The 18894-nt window shown below is 57.7% G+C and carries 18 protein-coding genes and 1 tRNA gene; 10 read left to right on the forward strand and 9 right to left on the reverse strand.

All coding sequences use genetic code 11. From position 1 onward, the window contains the following. Nucleotides 1-292 precede the first annotated feature (292 nt). Nucleotides 293-742 (forward strand): sterol carrier family protein, encoded by a 450-nt coding sequence (locus PSDT_RS07595; protein ID WP_006288498.1) that lies wholly within the window; start codon nt 293-295, stop codon nt 740-742. 232 nt (nt 743-974) lie between these two features. Here the strand turns inward: PSDT_RS07595 and PSDT_RS07600 are convergent, their stop codons facing one another. Beyond that, the gene (locus tag PSDT_RS07600) at nt 975-1856 is read right to left on the reverse strand and encodes a serine O-acetyltransferase (protein WP_006288497.1); all 882 of its coding nucleotides are present in this window, start codon (nt 1854-1856) and stop codon (nt 975-977) included. A 139-nt stretch (nt 1857-1995) separates the two neighbouring features. Next, the gene (gene cysK, locus PSDT_RS07605) at nt 1996-2925 is read right to left on the reverse strand and encodes a cysteine synthase A (protein WP_006288496.1); all 930 of its coding nucleotides are present in this window, start codon (nt 2923-2925) and stop codon (nt 1996-1998) included. Between the two features lie 371 nt (nt 2926-3296). Between cysK and PSDT_RS07610 the strand changes: the two genes are divergently transcribed. Genes PSDT_RS07610 through PSDT_RS07620 form a run of 3 tightly spaced genes read left to right on the forward strand, consistent with a single transcriptional unit; the run spans nt 3297 to nt 6282 of the window. Further along, nucleotides 3297-4298 (forward strand): 1-acyl-sn-glycerol-3-phosphate acyltransferase, encoded by a 1002-nt coding sequence (locus PSDT_RS07610; RefSeq protein ID WP_223293511.1) that lies wholly within the window; start codon nt 3297-3299, stop codon nt 4296-4298. After that, nucleotides 4288-5145, forward strand: coding sequence for a lysophospholipid acyltransferase family protein (locus PSDT_RS07615; RefSeq protein WP_006288494.1), 858 nt, complete (start codon nt 4288-4290; stop codon nt 5143-5145). Before PSDT_RS07610 ends, PSDT_RS07615 begins: the two co-directional genes overlap by 11 nt. A 3-nt stretch (nt 5146-5148) precedes the next feature. Beyond that, nucleotides 5149-6282, forward strand: coding sequence for a glycosyltransferase (locus PSDT_RS07620; RefSeq protein WP_006288493.1), 1134 nt, complete (start codon nt 5149-5151; stop codon nt 6280-6282). Nucleotides 6283-6332: 50 nt separating this feature from the next. Here PSDT_RS07620 and PSDT_RS07625 read toward each other — a convergent pair whose 3' ends face one another. Further along, nucleotides 6333-6569, reverse strand: coding sequence for a hypothetical protein (locus PSDT_RS07625; protein ID WP_006288491.1), 237 nt, complete (start codon nt 6567-6569; stop codon nt 6333-6335). Nucleotides 6570-7062: 493 nt separating this feature from the next. Next, entirely contained in the window at nt 7063-8934 is a 1872-nt protein-coding gene (gene metG / locus PSDT_RS07635) for a methionine--tRNA ligase (protein ID WP_006288490.1), read from the reverse strand. Between the two features lie 272 nt (nt 8935-9206). Here metG and PSDT_RS07640 point away from each other — a divergent pair, with 272 nt between their 5' ends. Both PSDT_RS07640 and PSDT_RS07645 read left to right on the forward strand, forming a co-directional pair. Continuing rightward, nucleotides 9207-10064: a hypothetical protein gene (locus PSDT_RS07640; protein ID WP_006290009.1), complete on the forward strand. Its 858-nt coding sequence runs from the start codon at nt 9207-9209 to the stop codon at nt 10062-10064. After that, entirely contained in the window at nt 10048-10317 is a 270-nt protein-coding gene (locus tag PSDT_RS07645; RefSeq protein ID WP_006288488.1) for a variant leucine-rich repeat-containing protein, read from the forward strand. Before PSDT_RS07640 ends, PSDT_RS07645 begins: the two co-directional genes overlap by 17 nt. A gap of 16 nt (nt 10318-10333) precedes the next feature. Here PSDT_RS07645 and rsmI read toward each other — a convergent pair whose 3' ends face one another. Next, nucleotides 10334-11308: a 16S rRNA (cytidine(1402)-2'-O)-methyltransferase gene (gene rsmI / locus PSDT_RS07650; protein WP_006288487.1), complete on the reverse strand. Its 975-nt coding sequence runs from the start codon at nt 11306-11308 to the stop codon at nt 10334-10336. Nucleotides 11309-11503: 195 nt separating this feature from the next. Between rsmI and PSDT_RS07655 the strand changes: the two genes are divergently transcribed. The 4 genes from PSDT_RS07655 to PSDT_RS07670 all read left to right on the forward strand — a co-directional run bounded on the left by PSDT_RS07655 (nt 11504) and on the right by PSDT_RS07670 (nt 15370). Further along, a complete protein-coding gene (locus PSDT_RS07655) occupies nt 11504-13330 on the forward strand; it encodes a dolichyl-phosphate-mannose--protein mannosyltransferase (protein WP_006290007.1) in 1827 nt (608 codons plus the stop codon). Between the two features lie 147 nt (nt 13331-13477). Then, complete coding sequence (locus tag PSDT_RS07660) at nt 13478-14212, forward strand: DedA family protein (RefSeq protein ID WP_006288485.1); 735 nt, start codon at nt 13478-13480, stop codon at nt 14210-14212. 138 nt (nt 14213-14350) lie between these two features. Beyond that, a tRNA-Ala gene (locus PSDT_RS07665) sits at nt 14351-14423 on the forward strand. 215 nt (nt 14424-14638) lie between these two features. Beyond that, the gene (locus PSDT_RS07670) at nt 14639-15370 is read left to right on the forward strand and encodes an HNH endonuclease (RefSeq protein WP_006288484.1); all 732 of its coding nucleotides are present in this window, start codon (nt 14639-14641) and stop codon (nt 15368-15370) included. A 36-nt stretch (nt 15371-15406) separates the two neighbouring features. Here PSDT_RS07670 and fni read toward each other — a convergent pair whose 3' ends face one another. Genes fni through PSDT_RS07690 form a run of 4 tightly spaced genes read right to left on the reverse strand, consistent with a single transcriptional unit; the run spans nt 15407 to nt 18889 of the window. Continuing rightward, the gene (gene fni, locus PSDT_RS07675; RefSeq protein WP_006288483.1) at nt 15407-16615 is read right to left on the reverse strand and encodes a type 2 isopentenyl-diphosphate Delta-isomerase; all 1209 of its coding nucleotides are present in this window, start codon (nt 16613-16615) and stop codon (nt 15407-15409) included. 50 nt (nt 16616-16665) lie between these two features. Next, nucleotides 16666-16938 carry a hypothetical protein gene (locus PSDT_RS07680; protein WP_006288482.1) on the reverse strand — a complete coding sequence of 91 codons (273 nt, stop codon included), beginning with the start codon at nt 16936-16938 and terminating at the stop codon, nt 16666-16668. Between the two features lie 52 nt (nt 16939-16990). Then, nucleotides 16991-18337 (reverse strand): DUF2974 domain-containing protein, encoded by a 1347-nt coding sequence (locus PSDT_RS07685; RefSeq protein WP_006290006.1) that lies wholly within the window; start codon nt 18335-18337, stop codon nt 16991-16993. Between the two features lie 3 nt (nt 18338-18340). Then, nucleotides 18341-18889 carry a DUF1310 family protein gene (locus PSDT_RS07690; protein WP_006290005.1) on the reverse strand — a complete coding sequence of 183 codons (549 nt, stop codon included), beginning with the start codon at nt 18887-18889 and terminating at the stop codon, nt 18341-18343. Nucleotides 18890-18894: the final 5 nt, after the last annotated feature.

Consider the following 18894-nt stretch of genomic DNA (forward strand, 5'->3'; position numbering starts at 1 on the left):
CCCGCCTAGGGGCTGGCCCGGTGGGTAAGCAGGCTGGATGGAACCGGTCATTTACCATCTGCGGCTTCCACCCATCGTTTCCGCCCTGGCCCTGGGGCCCGGTCGGCTTTCTCGCGATTCCATCAGACCGTGCTTTTTCTCGGTATTCCCGTGATTTTCACGTTCTAAAACGCTCACTATATATTACATGCAGATAAGCACAAGGCAAGCCGGCCAAGTCGCATCCGTCGCAGCCCCTTCACCGTTTCCTCTTTATTTCCTCTTTATGCCCTCCCCGTGCCAGAATCAAGGCATGGCAGTAATCAGGAATTCCGACATCCTTCAAGGAGAGAAGGCTTTGATGGCTTGGGCTAGGGAAGCCAGGCATCAAGCCGGCTGGCAGGAAGGAGAAGAAAAACGATACCCGAAAAGTCTGGACGAGCGTCTGCTGATCGACCCGCCCCTGGCTCGTCGGGACTACGCCATGGCCGTGCGTTATTCCCTATATCTGATGGAAAAGCTCGTCCCCGGGCCGGGAGTCGAATTGCGCGTCGCCCCCTTCGGGGCGATCAAGATCCTGGAAGGGCCCAGAAGCGATCCCCACAATCTGACCCCTCCGGACGTCATTGAGGTGGATCCTCCCGTCTGGCTCCGCCTCGCCTGTGGAATCACCACCTGGCAGGAAGAGAAGGAAGCCGGACGCATCGGCGCCGTCGGCCCCCGAGACGACCTATCCCCCTACTTGCCCCTCCCTTTGGATTGAGCTCGGAAGCTCAGCTGGAAGCTCAAGTTCGGACGCGGCTTGGGTCTTGGGTTTGAGTTCGGCTGCGAACAGGAATCCGGCCAACAATTAAGAACCCCGGTGGAGAAACACCGGGGTTGAGAGAGAAGAGAGAAGAAGGGTTCAGTTATCAGGCTTAAAACCTGGTCAGCAATACTGACATGTTCAATACTACAGAAATGCCGGACAAAATCAAGCGGATTTTGTCGGCGTGTCACAATCTCGAGGAATTTTTCTGGCCGACCAGGACCTTTTGACCGGCCGGGACGGAATGCGTCACCCAGACATCGGCCCCGATCACGCAGTCATCCCCGATCACCGTGTCGCCCCCCAGAACGGTGGCATTGGCGTAGATAGTCACCCGAGAGCCCACATTCGGATGCCGTTTCCCCCCTTTGACGACGGCGCCGGCGGAATCCCGCTTGAAGGACCGGGCGCCGAGGGTCACCCCCTGGTAAAGCTTCACGTGGTCGCCCAAGCGGGCGGTCTGACCGATGACAATCCCCGTCCCGTGGTCGATGCAGAAGCTGGTACCGATCCGGGCGCCGGGGTTGATGTCAATCCCGGTCTTTTCGTGGGCGTATTCGCTCATGATCCTCGGCAGGAAGGGGACGTCCAGTTGGTAAAGGACATGGGCGATGCGATAGATGAAAGTCGCGTAAAACCCCGGATAACAGATGACGATCTCCTGCAGGGAGGGGGCGGAGGGGTCGCCTTCGTAGATGGCCTGGATGTCCGTGAGGACCTCGGCCTTGATCCGGGGCAGCTGTTCGAGAAAGACCCGGCTTTTCTCCCTGCAGGACGAGCAATCCCTCTTCTGAAGCTGGAGGGCCAAGCGAATCTGGTTCTCCAGACGGTGAGAGAGCTCTTGCAAAGAACGGGCCTGATCCCAATCCTTGAACCGGTAGAAGCGGGGAAGGAGGACGGTCTGCACCAGCTTGAGCAGGACGACCGTGCTTTTCCGGTCCGGAACGGGGATGGGGGTGTCCAAGGCGGACGCATCGATGGCGTTGATCCGATCCAGCAGCCGGCCAAGATCCTCGTCTTGGCTGACCTTCTCGGTATCATTGACGGTTCCGTTCGCGCATGTCAACATAAATCACCCCACAGTCCCCGATCAGGACTTCACACCTGTTTCATCTTACCGGCTTAACCCATTTTGGCGCCCATAATCACGCCGAATTCAGCGCCTAATAACCCAATAAGACTGACCCGGCTTAAAACCCGAGCCCCCGTCAGCCGGCGAAAAGGGCAGTGGACAGATACCGGTCGCCGGAATCAGGCAGGACCACGACGATCTTCTTGCCTTCATTCGCCGGACCCGCGGCCAGGTCCAGAGCCACCTTCAGGGCCGCCCCGGAAGAGATGCCAGCCAGGATTCCTTCCTTTCGGCCCAGCTCGGCCCCGGTGGCGAAGGCATCTTCGTTGGTCACGCGGACCACCTGGTCATAGACGGAGGTATCGAGAGCCTCCGGGACAAAGCCGGTCCCAATGCCTTGGATTTTATGGGCTCCAGGCTTGTCCCCGGAAAGGACGGCGGAAGCGTCGGGCTCCACGGCGACCACGCGCACCTGCGGGTTTTGCTCCTTCAGATAACGACCTGCCCCGGAGATGGTCCCGCCGGTGCCCACACCGGCCACCAAGATATCGACCTGGCCGTCGGTATCGCTCCAGATCTCAGGGCCAGTGGTCTTGTAATGGGCCTGGGGGTTCGCCTGATTGGCGAACTGATTCGGCATGAAGGAGCCGTCAATCTCGTCCAGCATCTCGGCGGCCTTCTTGATGGATCCGGAAATGCCTTGGGCCCCGGGGGTGAGAACGAGCTCGGCCCCATAGGCCTTCATGAGGCGCTGGCGTTCCACGGACATGGTGTCCGGCATGACGATGATCACCCGGTAGCCTTTGGCGGTGCCGATGGCGGACAAAGCGATGCCGGTGTTGCCGGAAGTGGGCTCTATGATGGTGGAGCCTGGCTTGAGCTTGCCTTCGCGCTCGGCGGCCTCGACCATGAAGAGGGCCGCCCGGTCCTTAGTGGACCCGGTCAGGTTGAAGGCTTCCACTTTGGCGTAGACGGAGGCCTTCAGCCCCTTATCCTTTTCCAAATGGGTCAATTCCAAAAGGGGGGTGTTGCCAATGAGTTGGGTGATGGATGTGTTGATTTTCATGGTGCTCCCTCAGATCGTGAAAATTCGTTAACGATTGATGTCGATCATTGATGCCGGTTTTATCAGCACGAGGACCAACTCAGGCCGAGGGGGAAACCATACCGATCCTATCCTGAGTATCTCTACAGGCATAAAACCCGATCCGCCTATCAGGAGGAAGCGAAGACCGGGTTGGGGGGGTTGGGAAGACATCCATAGATATTCATGGACGTTCATAAGGCAAACCGCAGGCGTTTCTGCCCCTTTCAGTAGAATGAGAGCTTGACAAGCCTGTCTGGACCCGCCTGAATCGGCGGGGATGGCGGAAGGCAGACGGATACCGAACAACGGGGGCAAGAATGATCATTGGCGGAGACAAACACGAGGTGGTCATGAACATTCGTCATGCCATCGAGAACAAGACGCCTTACAAGTCGGTGGAGACCGAAGACCCCGTCATCGACAGGGCAGTCGTCCGCAAAATGGCCGATGACCAGATCCAGTTCATGCGCACCCGCCGCTTCCATTTCATGAATCATGCCGTCCGCGGGGTCATGAGCCTGATTGAGCTGATTTTCAGCCATTCCACCACCATCGAAGGCCTGGATAAGATCAAAGGCATGGGGGGCGGGGTTCTGGTGGCCCCGAATCACTTCAATCCGTTGGAGAACCTGGCCGTCCGCAAGACCCTGAAGAAGGCCGGATGGAAGCGCCCCTTCGTGGTCAGCCAGGCCCTCAATCTGGGCATGACCGGTTGGGTAGGCATGATTTTCAAGTATTTCGACACCATCCCCATCATCAAGGACCACGAATTCCTCTCCACCACCTTCCCTGACGCCCTCAACCGGGTCTTCCAGGGCGGGGACGCGGTCATCATCTACCCGGAAGAACAGATGTGGTTCAACTACAGGCGGCCACGCCCCGGGCGTCACGGGGTCTATGATTACGCCGCCGCTTTGGGTGTCCCCATCATCTCCCTCTACACCGAGGCGATCGATACCGGCAAACCGGAACGGAGCACCAAGGAGTTCGACAAGACACATTACGTGGTCCATGTGCTCGATACCCTCTACCCCGACATGTCCCTTCCCCAGGCGGAACGGAGCAAGGCCTTGCGCGAGGCCGATGACGCCCAGAAGAAAGCCTTCTTCGAAGAGCATTTCCACATGCCCATCGACGCCCCCTTCGAAGTGGCGGACATCGTCGGCTGGCATCCTGAGCGGCGGGAAGACCAGGAAGAACGCAAATCCGGCTCTCCAGCCGATGCCTCCCCTGTCGACGGAAGTGAGACCGGCGCCTCCTCTGCCAACAGGGTCGAAGCCAACGGAAGTGAGACCGATGGACCCCAGGCTGAGAAAGCCCCAGCTGAGGAAGCCCCCAAGGATGCCGAATAAGACCTTCACCTATCAGTCGGCGGCGGACGACCTGGTCGAGTCACCCAATCAAGACTACCGGATCAATGAGAACCACGTCTGGTTCAGGCATGGTCCGGTCTTCCGCTTCTTCTTTTCAATCGCTTACACCATCCTTTTCCTGATTTCCTGGTTCTACGTCCGTTTCCGGCTGCGGGCGCGGATCATCGGCGAAGAAAAGCTCAAGCCTTACCGGGGCAAAAGCTTCTTCATCTATGGCAACCATACCCTGACTTTCGGGGATGTGGCCCTGACCATCGTCATCAATTATCCCCGGCCGGTGTCGGCCATGATGAGCCAGGCGAATTTCGGCATCCCCGTGGTCGGGAAAGTGCTGGAATGGGCCAACATGCTGCCCGTCCCCCACACCCCGGCCGAACATGAAGGCTTCCACCGCGAAATGGACGCCTTGGCCAAGCAGGGAACGGCCATCGCCATCTATCCTGAGGCCCATGTCTGGCCGTATTACACCAAGATCCGTCCCTTCAGCGACCGGTCTTTCTCCTACCCGGCCCGGTACGGGCTCCCCGTCTTCTCCTCCACGGTCACCTACCAGAAGCCACGCTTGGGACGTTTCCCCCGCGTGACCGTCTACATCGACGGCCCCTTCCTCCCCCAAGGGCTGGCTGACCCCGCTATGACGGAGGGTCTCTCTGGGGAAAACGCAGGGAAGGAAGGAAACGAAGGCGGCAAGCGGAAGCAGGATGCGGAGGCGATGGCCAAGAGGAAGAGCGCCGAGGCCGCTTCTCTTCGAAATCAGGTGGCATCGGCTATGATGGACAGAGTTCAGCTGTCCACTTATGAATACGTGCGCTACAGAAAGGCATAATCTATGGATCTTCTTTACTGCGGCGACGAACATATGCGCGACGGCCTCCTCATCTCCCTTCTTTCCTTACTGGAGCACACCACCGTTCCGCTGAACGTCCACGTGCTCACCGCCACCATCGACGTTGATGGCGAGCAGTGGAGCCCCTTAAAGCAGGAGGACATCGACTACCTGGACCGCCTGGTCCGACAATCGCCTTACTCGGGCGGCGTCGAGCTGATCGACGTGACCGAACAGTTCAAGGCACAGCCGCCGACGGCGAATCTGAAAACCCGCTTCTCCCCTTATTGCATGCTTCGTCTTTACGCGGATCTGGTGGACCTGCCGGACCGAATCCTTTACTTGGACACGGACGTGGTCTGCAAGAGCGATCCCAGCGAATTGTGGCAGGCGGATATGCATAATCGCCAGATCGCCGGCGTCCCCGACCACTTCGGTTTCATCCTCCCCACCGCCAATTGGTTCACCAAACCCTTCTGCTACCTGAACTCCGGGGTCTTGCTCCTCAACATGCCCTACATCCGTGAGACGGGTCTGTTCGCCAAGTGCCGCGACCTCTGCTCCCGCAAACGGATGTTCCTGTGCGACCAGACCGCCATCAACCGCCTGGCCCGTAAGCGAAGGGTCCTCCCCCGCCGTTTCAACGAGCAAATCAAAACAAGGCCCGATACGATCCTGCGGCATTTCACCACGACCTTGCACATGACCAAGCCCCATACGATCACTGTCAAGCCTTGGGATGTGCCCCGCATGCATAGCGTCTTGGATGAGCACGCCTACGATACGCTTCTTCAGCAGTACCAGTACCATATCGCCCGGATGGACGATGGCTTGGACGATGATTCAGGCGACAATTTCAGCAAGAACCTGGACGGCAACCCAGGCGACGATCTGGGCGACAATCCAAACAACGGCCTGGACCTGCAGGGTCAAACGGGTTTGGCACTCCTTCAAGAGGAGGGGCCGAAAGAACCAGAGGGAACAGAGCCAGAGGTTCTGGAATCAGCGGCGCTGGAGGGAGAGGAAGAACCGAGGGAATCTGAATCTGAAGTTTTGGCGGAGGAGCCGAAGACCGAACCGCTCACCGAACCAATACCAGAGTCGATGTCGGAGCCTGCCGCGGAACCGATTCGGTAATCATAACCACCCCAGAACCTGTCCGAGCCCAAGAAAAGGAAGGCCGACCGTCATCGGTTAGTTCCTTTCCTTTTCCCCACTTTCTTCAACAACCACTTGTCCCGCCTGATTTCCACGACGCTCAGGGTGAGGGCGGCGGCCGCCAAGGCGGCGATCAAGAGGGAATCCACCAAAGGCATATCGACGACGATCCGGAAAAGGACGGAAAGCAAGGCATACACGGCCAAGGCCAAAATCACCTTCTCCCACTTCCCGGATAAGAATTCTCTATGATTTTTATCCTTCAAGAGTCCTCCTTATGCCTGCGACTCAAGCTCTGGCTATCATTCATTCCTTTGCGGGATGGGATGGTTATTCTTCAATTTCTCGAAACAAGCCACAGCCAGTTGAGCAATATCATACATTTTACTGCATGACTAGTACACATCATAGTCCGCAAGGATGAAAAGGAGGCGAAAAAACGCAAATCTTCCAACGAATACCGCTAGAAGCAAAACCGTCAGACAATCAAATACGGTCCGGGAGACGGGGAGGGAGAAAAGAAAAGCCCGGTCGCTAGACCGGGCTATCAGAGAGAAGGAGAGAAGAAAGGTTTCAATTATTAAGAGTGGGTATCTCTTAACCAACATCAGGTTGGTAGTTATTATTAAAGGGCCCAATCCTTAAGGCTTTCCCTGTGTGTTCCTGAGAAATCGCTGGGAATTGTGCCCTTTTTGTAAAAAACAGCCCTAAGAACTCCCCTTTCGAATCATTCGCGGATCATTCGCAGGGCTTTTGCGGCTATTCATCCTTCCGGGTGAGCTTTTCCTGCTCCGATTTCAACCGGGCTTCCTCTTTGGCTTGACGGGCGGATAGCTCCTTTTCGAACCGATCCAATTCCTCCTCCACAGCTTCGGGAGGGATCTTCTGGAAGAGGGGGCTGGGCTTGGCGATGGGAGTACCTGGCCGGAGTTCCTCCCGTTCCCAGGCATGGACGGTCTCCCCCAGTCTATAGTTTCCGGTGATGATCGGGTACGAGAAATCAGGATCATCCAAATCGGTCACTTCCTCCACATGCGGAAGCGGGGAGAAAGTCCCGGTGCCGCCCAAGGTCTCATACACCTTCTGGGCAGAATGCGGCAGGAAAGGAGCCAACATGGTGTTGGCATCCATCACGGCCTGGGCGGATGTATACAAGATCGCAGCCAGACGGGCGGGATCGTCCTTCACCTTCCACGGTTCGGTGGCCGAGATGTACTTGTTGATTTCCTGGACGATGCGCATGGCCTCTGTCAGGGCCGCCTTTTGCCGATGATCCTCAATCAGGCCGCCCACGGAGGCGAACCCCTCTTCGGTCATCTTCAGCAAGGCCTTATCCTCCTCCTGGAAATCGGAAGGATCGACGGCGGGGATCTGACCGAAATTCTTATGCAAAAGCACGGCCACGCGGTTGACCAGATTGCCCCACGAGGAAACCAGCTCATCGTTGTTATGGCGGACGAATTCAGCCCAAGTGAAATCGGAGTCTGACGTCTCCGGGCCGGCGATGGAGATGTAATACCTGACGGCATCCACCTGATAGCGGGCGAGGATGTCTTTGACGTAAATCACGATGCCACGGGAAGAGCTGAATTTCTTGCCCTCCATGGACAGGAATTCAGAGGCTACCACCTGGGTGGGCATGTTCAGCTCGCCGAACTCGCCCGGCTCGCCTCCTTTGCTGCCTTGACCGTTATAGCCCAGGATCTCCGAAGGCCAAATCTGCGAATGGAAGGTGATGTTGTCCTTCCCCATGAAATAGTAAGCCGGGGATTGGGGGTCATTCCACCACTGACGCCACAAATCCGGGTCCCCTTGGCGTCGGGCCCACTCGATGGAGGCGGACAGATAGCCAATCACGGCGTCGAACCAGACGTAAAGCCGTTTATTCGGGTTATCGATCCAGCCATCCACTGGGATGGGGATGCCCCAATTGATGTCCCTAGTGATGGCACGAGGCTCCACCTCGTTGAACAGTCCCAGAGAGAAGTTGATGACGTTGGTCCTCCATCCTTGGCGGGTCTTGAGCCAAGCGTAATTCGCCTCGGCCAAGGCGGGGAGATCCAGGAAGTAATGTTCCGTTTCCTGGAAGACCGGGGTCTCACCGTTGATTTTGGAGCGGGGGTTGATGAGATCGATGGGGTCCAACTCGTTGCCGCAATTGTCGCATTGATCGCCGCGAGCCCCATCCGCACCGCAAATCGGACATGTCCCTTCAATATAGCGGTCAGGCAGGGTACGCCCGGTGGAGGGGGAGATGGCCACCATCTGCGTGCCCTTGTAGATGTAACCGTTCTTCAGGCACTGTTTGAACATCTCCTGGACCACGTTTTCGTGGTTCTTGGTGGTGGTCCGGGTGAAAAGGTCGTAGCTCAAACCCAAGTTGCACAAATCCTGGGCGATGACGCGGTTATACCGATCCGCCAGTTCCTGGGCGCTCACCCCTTCGGCGTCGGCCTGGACCAGAATGGGGGTCCCGTGCTCATCCGTCCCCGAAACCATGAGGACCTCATTCCCCTTCATACGTTCGTATCGGGCATAAACATCGGAGGGGACGCCGAAACCGGCCACGTGGCCGATATGGCGAGGGCCGTTGGCATAAGGCCAGGCAACAGCTACTAATACATGAGTCATAAGGCACATTATCCCTAGTAATCCTGACAAAGCAAGCGTTTTTCGATGAGGTGAGTTATTCACTTTTCCTGCTCGAATGGTTGGGGACAAGGATGGTGGATTCATGTGGATCGTCACCCGCCGGCTGGGTATAAGTCAGGACTTATCCACCCTGTCCACAATTTCCTGACCTCCTCTTGCCTTCCCGGCCTGGCTGGATACACTGTGATTTACCCCTTGCGAAGACGGGGCGCCGTCGTCCCGGATGCGCAAGGAAGAAGGAAGGACATCCCATGAGAACCGAAATCGTACCCACCATGTACGGGTTGAGAGGCAGCGTAGCCAGCGGCCGGACGCCCATATTCCGCACCTGCGGCATCAGCGGGCAAGCGGGCATCTACCGGTTGGTCCACGCCGGGGTCATCACCCGGCTCGACGAGCAATCTTTCTTCCTGACCACGCAAGCGTCCGACGTCCCCGGCCGGGCGCGGATCATCCGCGGAATCCTTCCTTACAACACTGTCGCCAGCGTCTGGCTGGCCGCATGGATCTGGGTTGGAGGGGATTTCCCCTTCGTCATCGATTTGATTTCCTCGTCCCATTTCCGCTCCCCCATCCTCGGCAGATCGGTCAGGGTATCCAACCGTTACCTGTCGGATGAAACCATCGCCCATATCGGGGTGCAGAAATTGACCACTCCGGTGCGTACCGCCTGTGAAATCGCCTGTTTAGGCGAAAAGGAAAGACGAGAGGGGAAAGCCTATTCCGTCATCGGGAAACTGGCCCAGGACTTCGACTTCACCCATAAGGATTGCTTGCGTTTTCTGGACGCCAATCCTCGCTGGCCCGGCCATGACGACGCCACGGTCGCCTTCCACAACACCAACCTGCAGGCCCATATGCGCCTTCGCCCGGCGAAGGAACAGACCAGGGAGACCACCTTGCTTTTGGAAGGTCCACAAGGAAGGGACCAGGTGGAGGATTTGACTGGTCTATATGACGGACAGGATGCGGGCGGCCATCATATCGGGCAGGAGGCCAAGGGGTCGGCCAAGCGGGAGACCAAACGAGATTCAAGGAGGGATGTGGGGCAGGAGGCCGAATGGCAACTCCAACAGGGAACCGAGCGCAGGCATGCTCTCCGATTATGACGGGTTCCAGTTAGATCCCCTTCCCTCCCTTCCTCAGCCGCCCCCGCCACCGCTGAAACTGACCGCTTATCTGGCAGCCAGCAGCGACCGGGAAGAGGTGCTGACCTATATCGCCGAGAACCGGCCGGATCTGCGTTGTTGGATCATAGCCAACCCACACGCTTCGACCCGGTTGTTGGAGCGCATCTCTCAATTAGGAGGACCTCATGTCAAGGATTGCTTTGATCTTCTTTTTGATTTTCTGGGCCTTTAGCCGCCTGCGACGGGAATCATTCCTTCCCCTGGAGGGCGAGCACGGCGCTGTAGACCTCTTTGCGATTCGGCAAAGAACCATCAGGCAAAGGATGCTCGGAGACCACTTGGGCTATGGCCTCTTTCACTTTCATCCCTCCCTCTTGCGAGCGCTCAAAGGAAAGCCGGGCCAAATCGGCGAGGGACAGGACGGTGGCCGAAGCGCTCGCGGCTTCCGCGATGCTGGCTCCTGCGATGACCAAGACGATCTCCCCTCGTGGCGGGTCGGTTTCAACGCCTCGTCTGATACCCGCGATCGGGCCCCGCCTGACCTCCTCATAATCCTTCGTCAATTCACGGGCCAAAGCCATGGGCCGATCATGACCAAAGACCGCTTCCAAATCCTGGATGGACTCTCCTATGCGGTGAGGGGTCTCGTAAAACACGATGGTGCGCATCTCAGCTTTCAAAGACCGCAAGGCCTGCATACGTTCACTGTGTTTGCGGGGAAGGAAACCCTCATAGCAGAAGCGGTCCGTCGGCAGGCCGGACAAGACCAAGGCGTCAAGGACCGCTGAAGGGCCAGGAGCGCAGGTGACCGGAAGGCCACGGTCAATCGCCTGCCGGACAATGGCCAATCCAGGGTCGTTGATGGTGGGCATTCCGGCGTCGGACACGACCAGCACGGTCTCCCCCTGCTCCACCTGGTCCAAAAGCCCCGAAGCCTTAACCCGCTCATTGTGGTCATGATAAGCGACGACTCTGCCCGAGACCTTCACCCCCATACGATTGGCCAAATCGTAGAGACGACGGGTATCTTCGGCGGCAACGACGTCTGCCATCTCCAGCAAGGCGGCCAGACGGGCGGACCCGTCCCCGATGTTCCCTATAGGGGTCGCAGCCAAGACGACCTTGCCTTTCATAGGCTCGTACCATTTCTCTAAATTGTCAGGGTTGGCCCAGGAAGTGGTAGTGGAGGCTGGCCCCAGCGGTTCGACGAACTCATCAGTCATACTTGTAAACCTACCATGCGGCGAAAACGCAGGGCGAAGGCCGTACTCTGCGAAGATTGGTGAAAGATGGAAGCCAAGACCGGACCTGTCTTGGTTTGGCTGCCTAAGATACGAAAAGAGCGATAGTACCGATATGCATCAAGACGACATACCCTCAGAACTCGTCGAGACGACGAGGGATCCGCTAAGGAAGATATGGGAGGCGCGATGGCGGCGAAAACGCAGATGGACAAGAAGGACGATGAAACCAGAGAAGCCATAAAGACGCCGAAAGACGGGTATATGCCTATTCTTCACGGCAAGTCCGCAGGGGATGGACGCAGAATCAACCGGCTGCCTAGTCTGGGCGGGAGAGGTTCAGCGCCTACGCAGTATCCCCGGCCTTCCCAGTCTTCGCAACCACCTTCGCGGTCTTCCCAACTTTCCCACTCTTCCCAACCCGCTACGTCCGCCAAGGCGGCCCAAGCGTCCCTACCTGCCGTGCGACCAATCGGAAGACAGGAGACCCGGCTTAGCTGGCTCATCACCGCCTTGGTCACCATCTTCGGCGGCATGCTCAGATTCATTCGACTGGACCAGCCCCACGGCATCGTCTTCGACGAGACCTACTACGTCAAGGACGCCTGGACCATGCTTCTGACCGGAGAGGCGCGGGACTGGCCCAAGAAGATCGGGACGACCTCAGTCAACGACCTTTTCGCCTTCGGCAGCACCAACCACTGGAAATCCACGGCTGAATACGTCGTGCACCCTCCTTTCGGCAAATGGCTGATCGCATTGGGCCTCAAATTCTTCGGAGGGGCCTATAACATCGCCGCTTGGCGCATCTCCACCGCCATCGCTGGAACCATCGCAATCCTCCTCCTGTGCAGGGTGGCTTTCCGCCTCTTCCGGAGTATTCCCCTCATGGCCATCGCCGGCCTGCTCATGAGCGTGGACGGTCTGGGAATAGTCATGAGCAGGACAGGAATCCTGGATAACTTCCTCATGGTCCTGGTCCTGGCCGCCTTCCTTTGCCTGCTTCGCCACCGGGATTGGGCCATTCATCGGCTGAGCACCGCCAGGGATTCCGCGGCAGGCAAGGCCGCCCTGGGGGCTGGGCCCCGTCTTTTCTTCTCCTGGTGGCGACTCGCGGCCGCGATCTTGCTTGGTCTCAGCTGCTCGGTGAAATGGTCCGGCATTTACTTCTTCGCCGCCTTCGCCGTCATCTCCGTCCTTTGGGATGCCTGCAACAGGCATGAATTCGGTTTCCGCGGATGGTTCGCGAGCGCCATCCTGCGCGATGGCCTACCTGCGGCCTTATACATGATCCCCACCGTTTTCCTGACTTATCTGGCAACTTGGGCCGGCTGGTTCATCCACCCTGATTCCTACATGCATCAGTGGGCATCGGCCCATCCAAGCCAAGGGATCGCATGGCTTCCGGAAGGCCTGCGCTCTTTCGTCGAATATCATCGGCAGATGTGGATCTTCCATACCGGTTTGGATACCCCGCATACATACATGGCCAACGCCTGGCTTTGGCCTTTGCAGATCCGTCCGACCAGCTTCTGGTGGACCGACCATATAGATGGGTCCCCCGCGCTCTGCTCTCTCTCGCACGGACCCGCCTCTAATTGCGTGACCGATGTGGTCGCCTTGGGCAATCCCCTCATCTGGTGGCTGGGAACCCTATGCGCCATCCTGGTGGTCGATATCGCCGTCATCGCCCGTCAAGGCGATTGGAAGGCAGTGGCGGTCCTGGCCGGATGGCTGGGCGGATGGCTGCCCTGGATCCAATACACGCATCGCACCACCTTCAACTTCTATGCCATCGTCATCCTGCCTTGGCTGATCCTTTCCATCATCTACCTGCTTGACTGGTTGCGGCAGACGATCCGGGTCCGGGCTTACAGAATCACGGTGGGAATCCTCTTGACCACCATCATCGCCATTTCCATCTTCTTCTACCCCATCTGGACCGCCATCCCTGTCACCTATGACTTCTGGCGGGCCCATATGTGGTTCACCACATGGATCTAGCCCCCGCTTGGCCTCTTCTTCCCCCACCCCGTGATTTGTCAGGATTTTGTCGAGCTTCCCGCCTCCTGGCTCCTCGAGAGGCCACAGGAAAAGTCCTCATGTTAGACTTAGCTCAGCGGTTTTGCCTACAGATAAGCAAGGAGCAGCATGCAGGTCATCCACTTTTTCGTCAATCTTCTTAAAGATCCCCGCACCGCTATCGCCGGCTGGATCACGACTTTGGGGCTCGGCCCGACCTATGCGATCATCTTCCTGATCATCTTCATCGAGACAGGCGTGGTCTTCTTCCCTTTCCTGCCGGGCGATTCCCTGCTTTTCGCCGCTGGATACTTCGCCGCCGACCCCAAATATCCGATCACCATCGGCGCCTTGCTGCCTATCGTTTGGCTCGCTCCGATTCTTGGCGATGAATGCAACTACTTCATCGGCCGTTTCTTCGGCCGCCGAATCGTGGAATCCGGCAAGGTCAAGTCCATGACCCCTGAGCGCATCGCCAAAACCGAAGGCATGATCGACCGCTGGGGGCCTCTGGCCGTTTTCCTCGGCCGCTTCTTCCCCTTCATCCGCACCTTCATGCCTTTCTTCGCGGGCATCACCGGGATGAAATGGCGCCGGTTCGCTCCGTTCAGCATCTTGGGCGGTCTGACTTGGAGCTCCATCTTCACCCTTCTCGGCTACTTCTTCGGCGGCATCCCCACCGTTCAGCGGCATTTCGAGCTAGTGATCGTGGGGATTCTGCTCATCTCCCTGATTCCCACCTTCGTAGGACTGATCAAGGCCAAGACGAACTCCTCCAAGAGAAAGAAGGCCGCTCAAGCGGTCGCCAATGACTCCGAGGCTGCTGAAGAAGCCGAAGCCACTGCTGCCTCCGATATCGCCTAAGGTTTCATGTAAGGTCTTATGTAATGCCTCGCAGGAGGCCTCGCCTAAGGAACACAGGCCGAAGCGGAAGCGGGAAACCCTCAGTGGCGGCAAGGACTGGGGGCTGGTGTACCATAGGTGACGTTGGCTTTCAAGCTTGGGGCTGTAGCGCAGTTGGTAGCGCGCTTCGTTCGCATCGAAGAGGTCGGGAGTTCGACTCTCCTCAGCTCCACTCCGTGATGCGGGGTAACCGATGCCCCTGCCCCATCGGTCTTCTTATCGATTTATCGATATTCTTCACTTGTCCAGGCGGCTTTTACGCGGCTGACATGCGGATCGGTCATCGTCATTGCTTTGCCCGCACATGGTGCTACAACGATTACTGTCATTCCGATCGCTTATGGCTTCGGACGCAAAATTCAAATAAGGTTTATTCAAAGGCAGGAAATGTTCGAGAGTCTTTCCGACGAAACGATGCTCATAGCGGTGGACATCATCATAATCATGACGATTTCAGCTCTCCTCGGATATACAGCCTACCGCATCCTCCGCAACCCTTTTCGCTACCCATATTTCGTTTATACTTTCGACGTATCCTATAAAAGGAATGTTGACATCACAGACTACGTTGATGGATTCCTGTGCGATGAACGCAATTGGGACATGCTCATCGCCCATCAGCGAAACATCATCGATTGGAAGGAGACGACCGAGGATTACCTGGCATCCTGCGTTCTGAAGAAGCACCGGACAAAACAGTACCGGGAAATCCTGGATGATCAGCGCGCTTTCCAGTTCGAGACGGTACGCGGGCAGACGCGTTACCGGCAACGGAATTATATAAGGTCGTCATATCGGGTCCCTGTTTCGGATAAAAGGCTGGTGGCCAATTGGCAATGGCTCCTCCAACGTCATTACGCGTTATCACAAATCGGATATGAGACGACACTCAAAAATTACAGCAGGAAGAACCAGCGTAAGTTGATGACTGCGGCTTTACGCCGACGAATTATGGAACGCGACAACTATACGTGCAGACATTGTGGGAAGTATATGCCAGATGAGGTCGGGCTCCACATCGATCACATCATCCCCATCGCGAAAGGCGGCAGAACCATTCCATCGAATCTGCAGGTGCTCTGCTCAAAATGCAACGGGCGCAAAGGATCCCGAGGCTAGCCACCCACCCTGGCGGCAGGATCTCGGTGCCGGATTTCAGAGCCTGATCCCTCTTTGCCGGCAATAGGAGACCAACGACTGCGGGTAGACCAAAGACGCCGAACTCCTCAGGTCCTGTATATCGCGTACCCCCAAAAGGGCCATCAGAAGGCGGATATGTTCTTTCCACTCGTCAACCAGCGCAACGGTTCCCTCCACGCCTTCCTCCTGAATGGCTTTGAGGAAGAATCCGGACAAGCCCACGCAGTCGGCTCCTGATGCCAGATATTTCACCACGTCAAGCGGGTTCCGCACTCCCCCTGAGGCGATGATGTGCAGATCGCCGAAACGCTCGCCGACGCTGCGGGCTTCCAGCAAGGATCGCAAAGTGCTGATCCCCCAGGAACGAAGATAGGAAAAATCGAGGGAGTCTGCATGAGCTGAACCGTGTAGTTGAAGTTCATTTCGAGCCTCGCCTTGGCAGCCGAGGCGGCGCAACGCTTCCTTCCGCCGCTCATTTTCGATGCGGATAAAATTCGTTCCCCCCTTACCGGCGAGATCAACCCAGCGAACTCCCAGGGAATAAAGCCGTTCCACCGTTTCCCGGCTCAAGCCGAACCCCACCTCTTTGACGATGACCGGAACGCCTTTCTTGTCCATGGCGTCCACGATGCGGCCGATATGGTCCGTCCAGCCGCGGAAATCACGGGATCCTTCCGGCATCACTATTTCCTGGGCGGCATTGAGATGCAGCTGCAAAGCCTGAGCGTCCACCGTCTCCACCACCAGCTGAGCCGCCTCAACCGAGTGCTCCGCCCCAAGGTTGGCGATGAAATTCACGTTCGGGTTATCCTTGCGCAAGGTCCGATAAAAACCCTGCACTTCCGGTTTCTTGACCAGAATGCTCATGGACCCCAGAGCCATGGCCACACCCGTCCTGGAAGCGACGGCGGCCAGCTGGGAATTCAAAGCGTTGGTCCCAACAGTCCCTCCTGTCATCGCGTTGATGAAGAAAGGGGAAGACTGGGCGATGCCAGCCACAGTGGAGCTGATGTCAACCTGGTCCACGGCGATTTCCGGCAAAGCCTGATGAATGAACTCGCATTGATCCAGCTCGTCCCAGACCGCCAGTTGATAAGGCTCGACCTCCTGGGAGCGAATACGGGCGGCCAGGCGAACGTGGTCGTCTTTCCGGCTGGAGATAGTGGCCCGGTCGTCCACCAGCTCCTGATGAGAACGACCTGGGTTTATCGTAGGCTTGGTCATGCTTGTCCCTGCTTTCCTTGGAAAACAGCCATGGGCGGTCCCGCCCATGCTTATTCTTCTGGTTTGATTTTTTTGATTTCCTCGTGGTATTTGTCTGTGATGGCTGTGCTGTATTTGCCTTCCATGGCTTTGTTGAGGCGGGAGACGATGCTGGTCAGATGGGTGGAGGCGTCGGTTTCCAAAGGGGTGAGCGTGGTCGTGGCCTTTCTTTTCAGGGCGGCCAGATCAGTGCCAAGAATAATGGTGACGTTTTTGCGGGCGAGGGCGGTGGCAATCTTGTCTTTGGGAAGTCCCTCGGATTGGATTTCCTTTGTCATTACCATGCGTGTTCCTCCTTGCTTATGATGGCCTCTCCCGGGCGGAAGCGATTGTTGTTCATAGGTTGTCTTCCTGGTGGTCGAGTTGGGTGTCCCATTGGCGGAACCGGGTGGCCAGGTGGGCGTCCTTGTCCAGGAGGGTCTTCAGGGCGGCGCTGGTTGTGCGTGTCAGCTCGTCCAGGTTCTCATGGGCTTTCTTCACCCGATCCCGGTAGGCGTCCATGCTGGCGGTGGCCTGCTGGATGAACCGTTGCTTGGAGTGGCCTTCCTGGGTGGCGATGTCGACCAGGTCGTCGCGGGAAAGATCGCCGACGGAGGTGAACTGGTAGACGTAGATGTCGGTGATGTCCTTCTCCCACACGTCCCCGGCGGTGGCGGCCTGATGCTTCCTGGCGGCGGCGACCAGCGCGTCGGTGCGCCCCATCTCCTGGCTGACGGCGGTCAGCAGGCTCATCGCCTGCTGGTAGTCCAGGTAGATCTTCTGCCCGGCGGACAACGCCCCGCCGTCCTTCTCCCACTGGGAGCGCAGGTTCTTGAGGGCTGTGTCCGTGCGTAGCTGCGTGGCGTCGATGGTCTGTTCGGTGAGGGCCAGGCTGCCGTCGGAAGCCCACTGGTAGCCGCCCCAGGAGTGTTGCTTGCCGATATGGTCCATCGGGTTGGAGCCTCCCGCGTCCGTGGATTCCACGTGCCGCACCTGGCCGACGGCCTGCTTGTCGTCCCGATAGCCGATGGGCACGAGGTCCTGGGAATCCACGTAGTTCTTCACCCGGCTGCCGTAGGAGCGGGCGCGCTTCTTCTGCCCCTCATTCAGGGCGGGGTAGATGTCGGGGCCTTCGTACAGCCAGGCGCCTTTGATTCTTTTCGCCTCCGCCTCATCCAGACTGGACACCGCGTACTGGCCGTCCATGGACCCCCGGGAATGCCCATACACCTCCACGCTGTAGCCGGGATTGTCCTTCAACGTCTTCTTCAACAACCGCGACGCGTCTTTCAGCTGGCCCGTCACCCAGGGAGGGCGAAGGTCGGGCATAGACGGGCGAGTCAGCATGTTGAGAAGAGGAGGGCAAGGCCGATCCGGCACAGGAGGGGGCGACGGAGAGGACCCCATGATCCGCCCGGCCATCGGCCAATCGTTCATCGTCCAATCCTTGCTGAGCAGCATATTCCCCCGCGACCCCTGGTAGATCACCCGGATCGTCTTCGTCTTCGGATCCTTGACCACCAGGGCGTCCAAACCGTTCGGATTATCCCCCTTCACCCCGTCCCGGCCACGCACCACCCGCGTCACCGTACCCAATTTTGTCTTGTAATGGTCAATGGAAAAGGGATGTCCGACATGCCAATTCTCATCCTTATACCCCTCATTAGTGATCTCCATACGCTGCTTCTCCGTGTAATCGTCCATTACTCACTCCTCACCGCTCTCACCGGACTTGTCGGATTGGGTCTTCTGTGGCGTGGGGAACTCCTCGGGATGCGCCTTACGATACTTCTCCGCCGCGTCATCCGTCTCATCCCACCCCTTCCCGTAACGCCTGTCCAACAAATCCGCCAGCTCCACGGAAGGGCTTCCGTCGCCGTCGATGGGCCCGTACCCCTCGCCGGCGATATAACGCCGATCAATGGCGAAGCTGACGCCTAGCTTGCGGTCATTGTTGACGATGACATCGAAATCGTATCCTCCCATAGGATTGTGCTCAATGGAACCGTCATTGATATAGTAGGTTCTGATCACCCCCTGGCCGTCCAAGGCATGCGGATCTATTTCTCTTAGGTTTACTTCGATGACTTTTTTCACTTCCTGGGAGTGGACGATGCTAATCATCTCCTGCCGGTAATCCATGGCTTTCCTCCTCTCATACACATAACAACCGGAAGGAACACCCACCACCACGACCAGCAGAACAGCCAAAGCCATCACCCAGCCAGGCATCCGACGCTTCTTCTGCAACGCCACGGCAG

Source organism: Parascardovia denticolens DSM 10105 = JCM 12538 (assembly GCF_001042675.1).
Classification (GTDB): Bacteria; Actinomycetota; Actinomycetes; order Actinomycetales; family Bifidobacteriaceae; genus Scardovia; species Scardovia denticolens.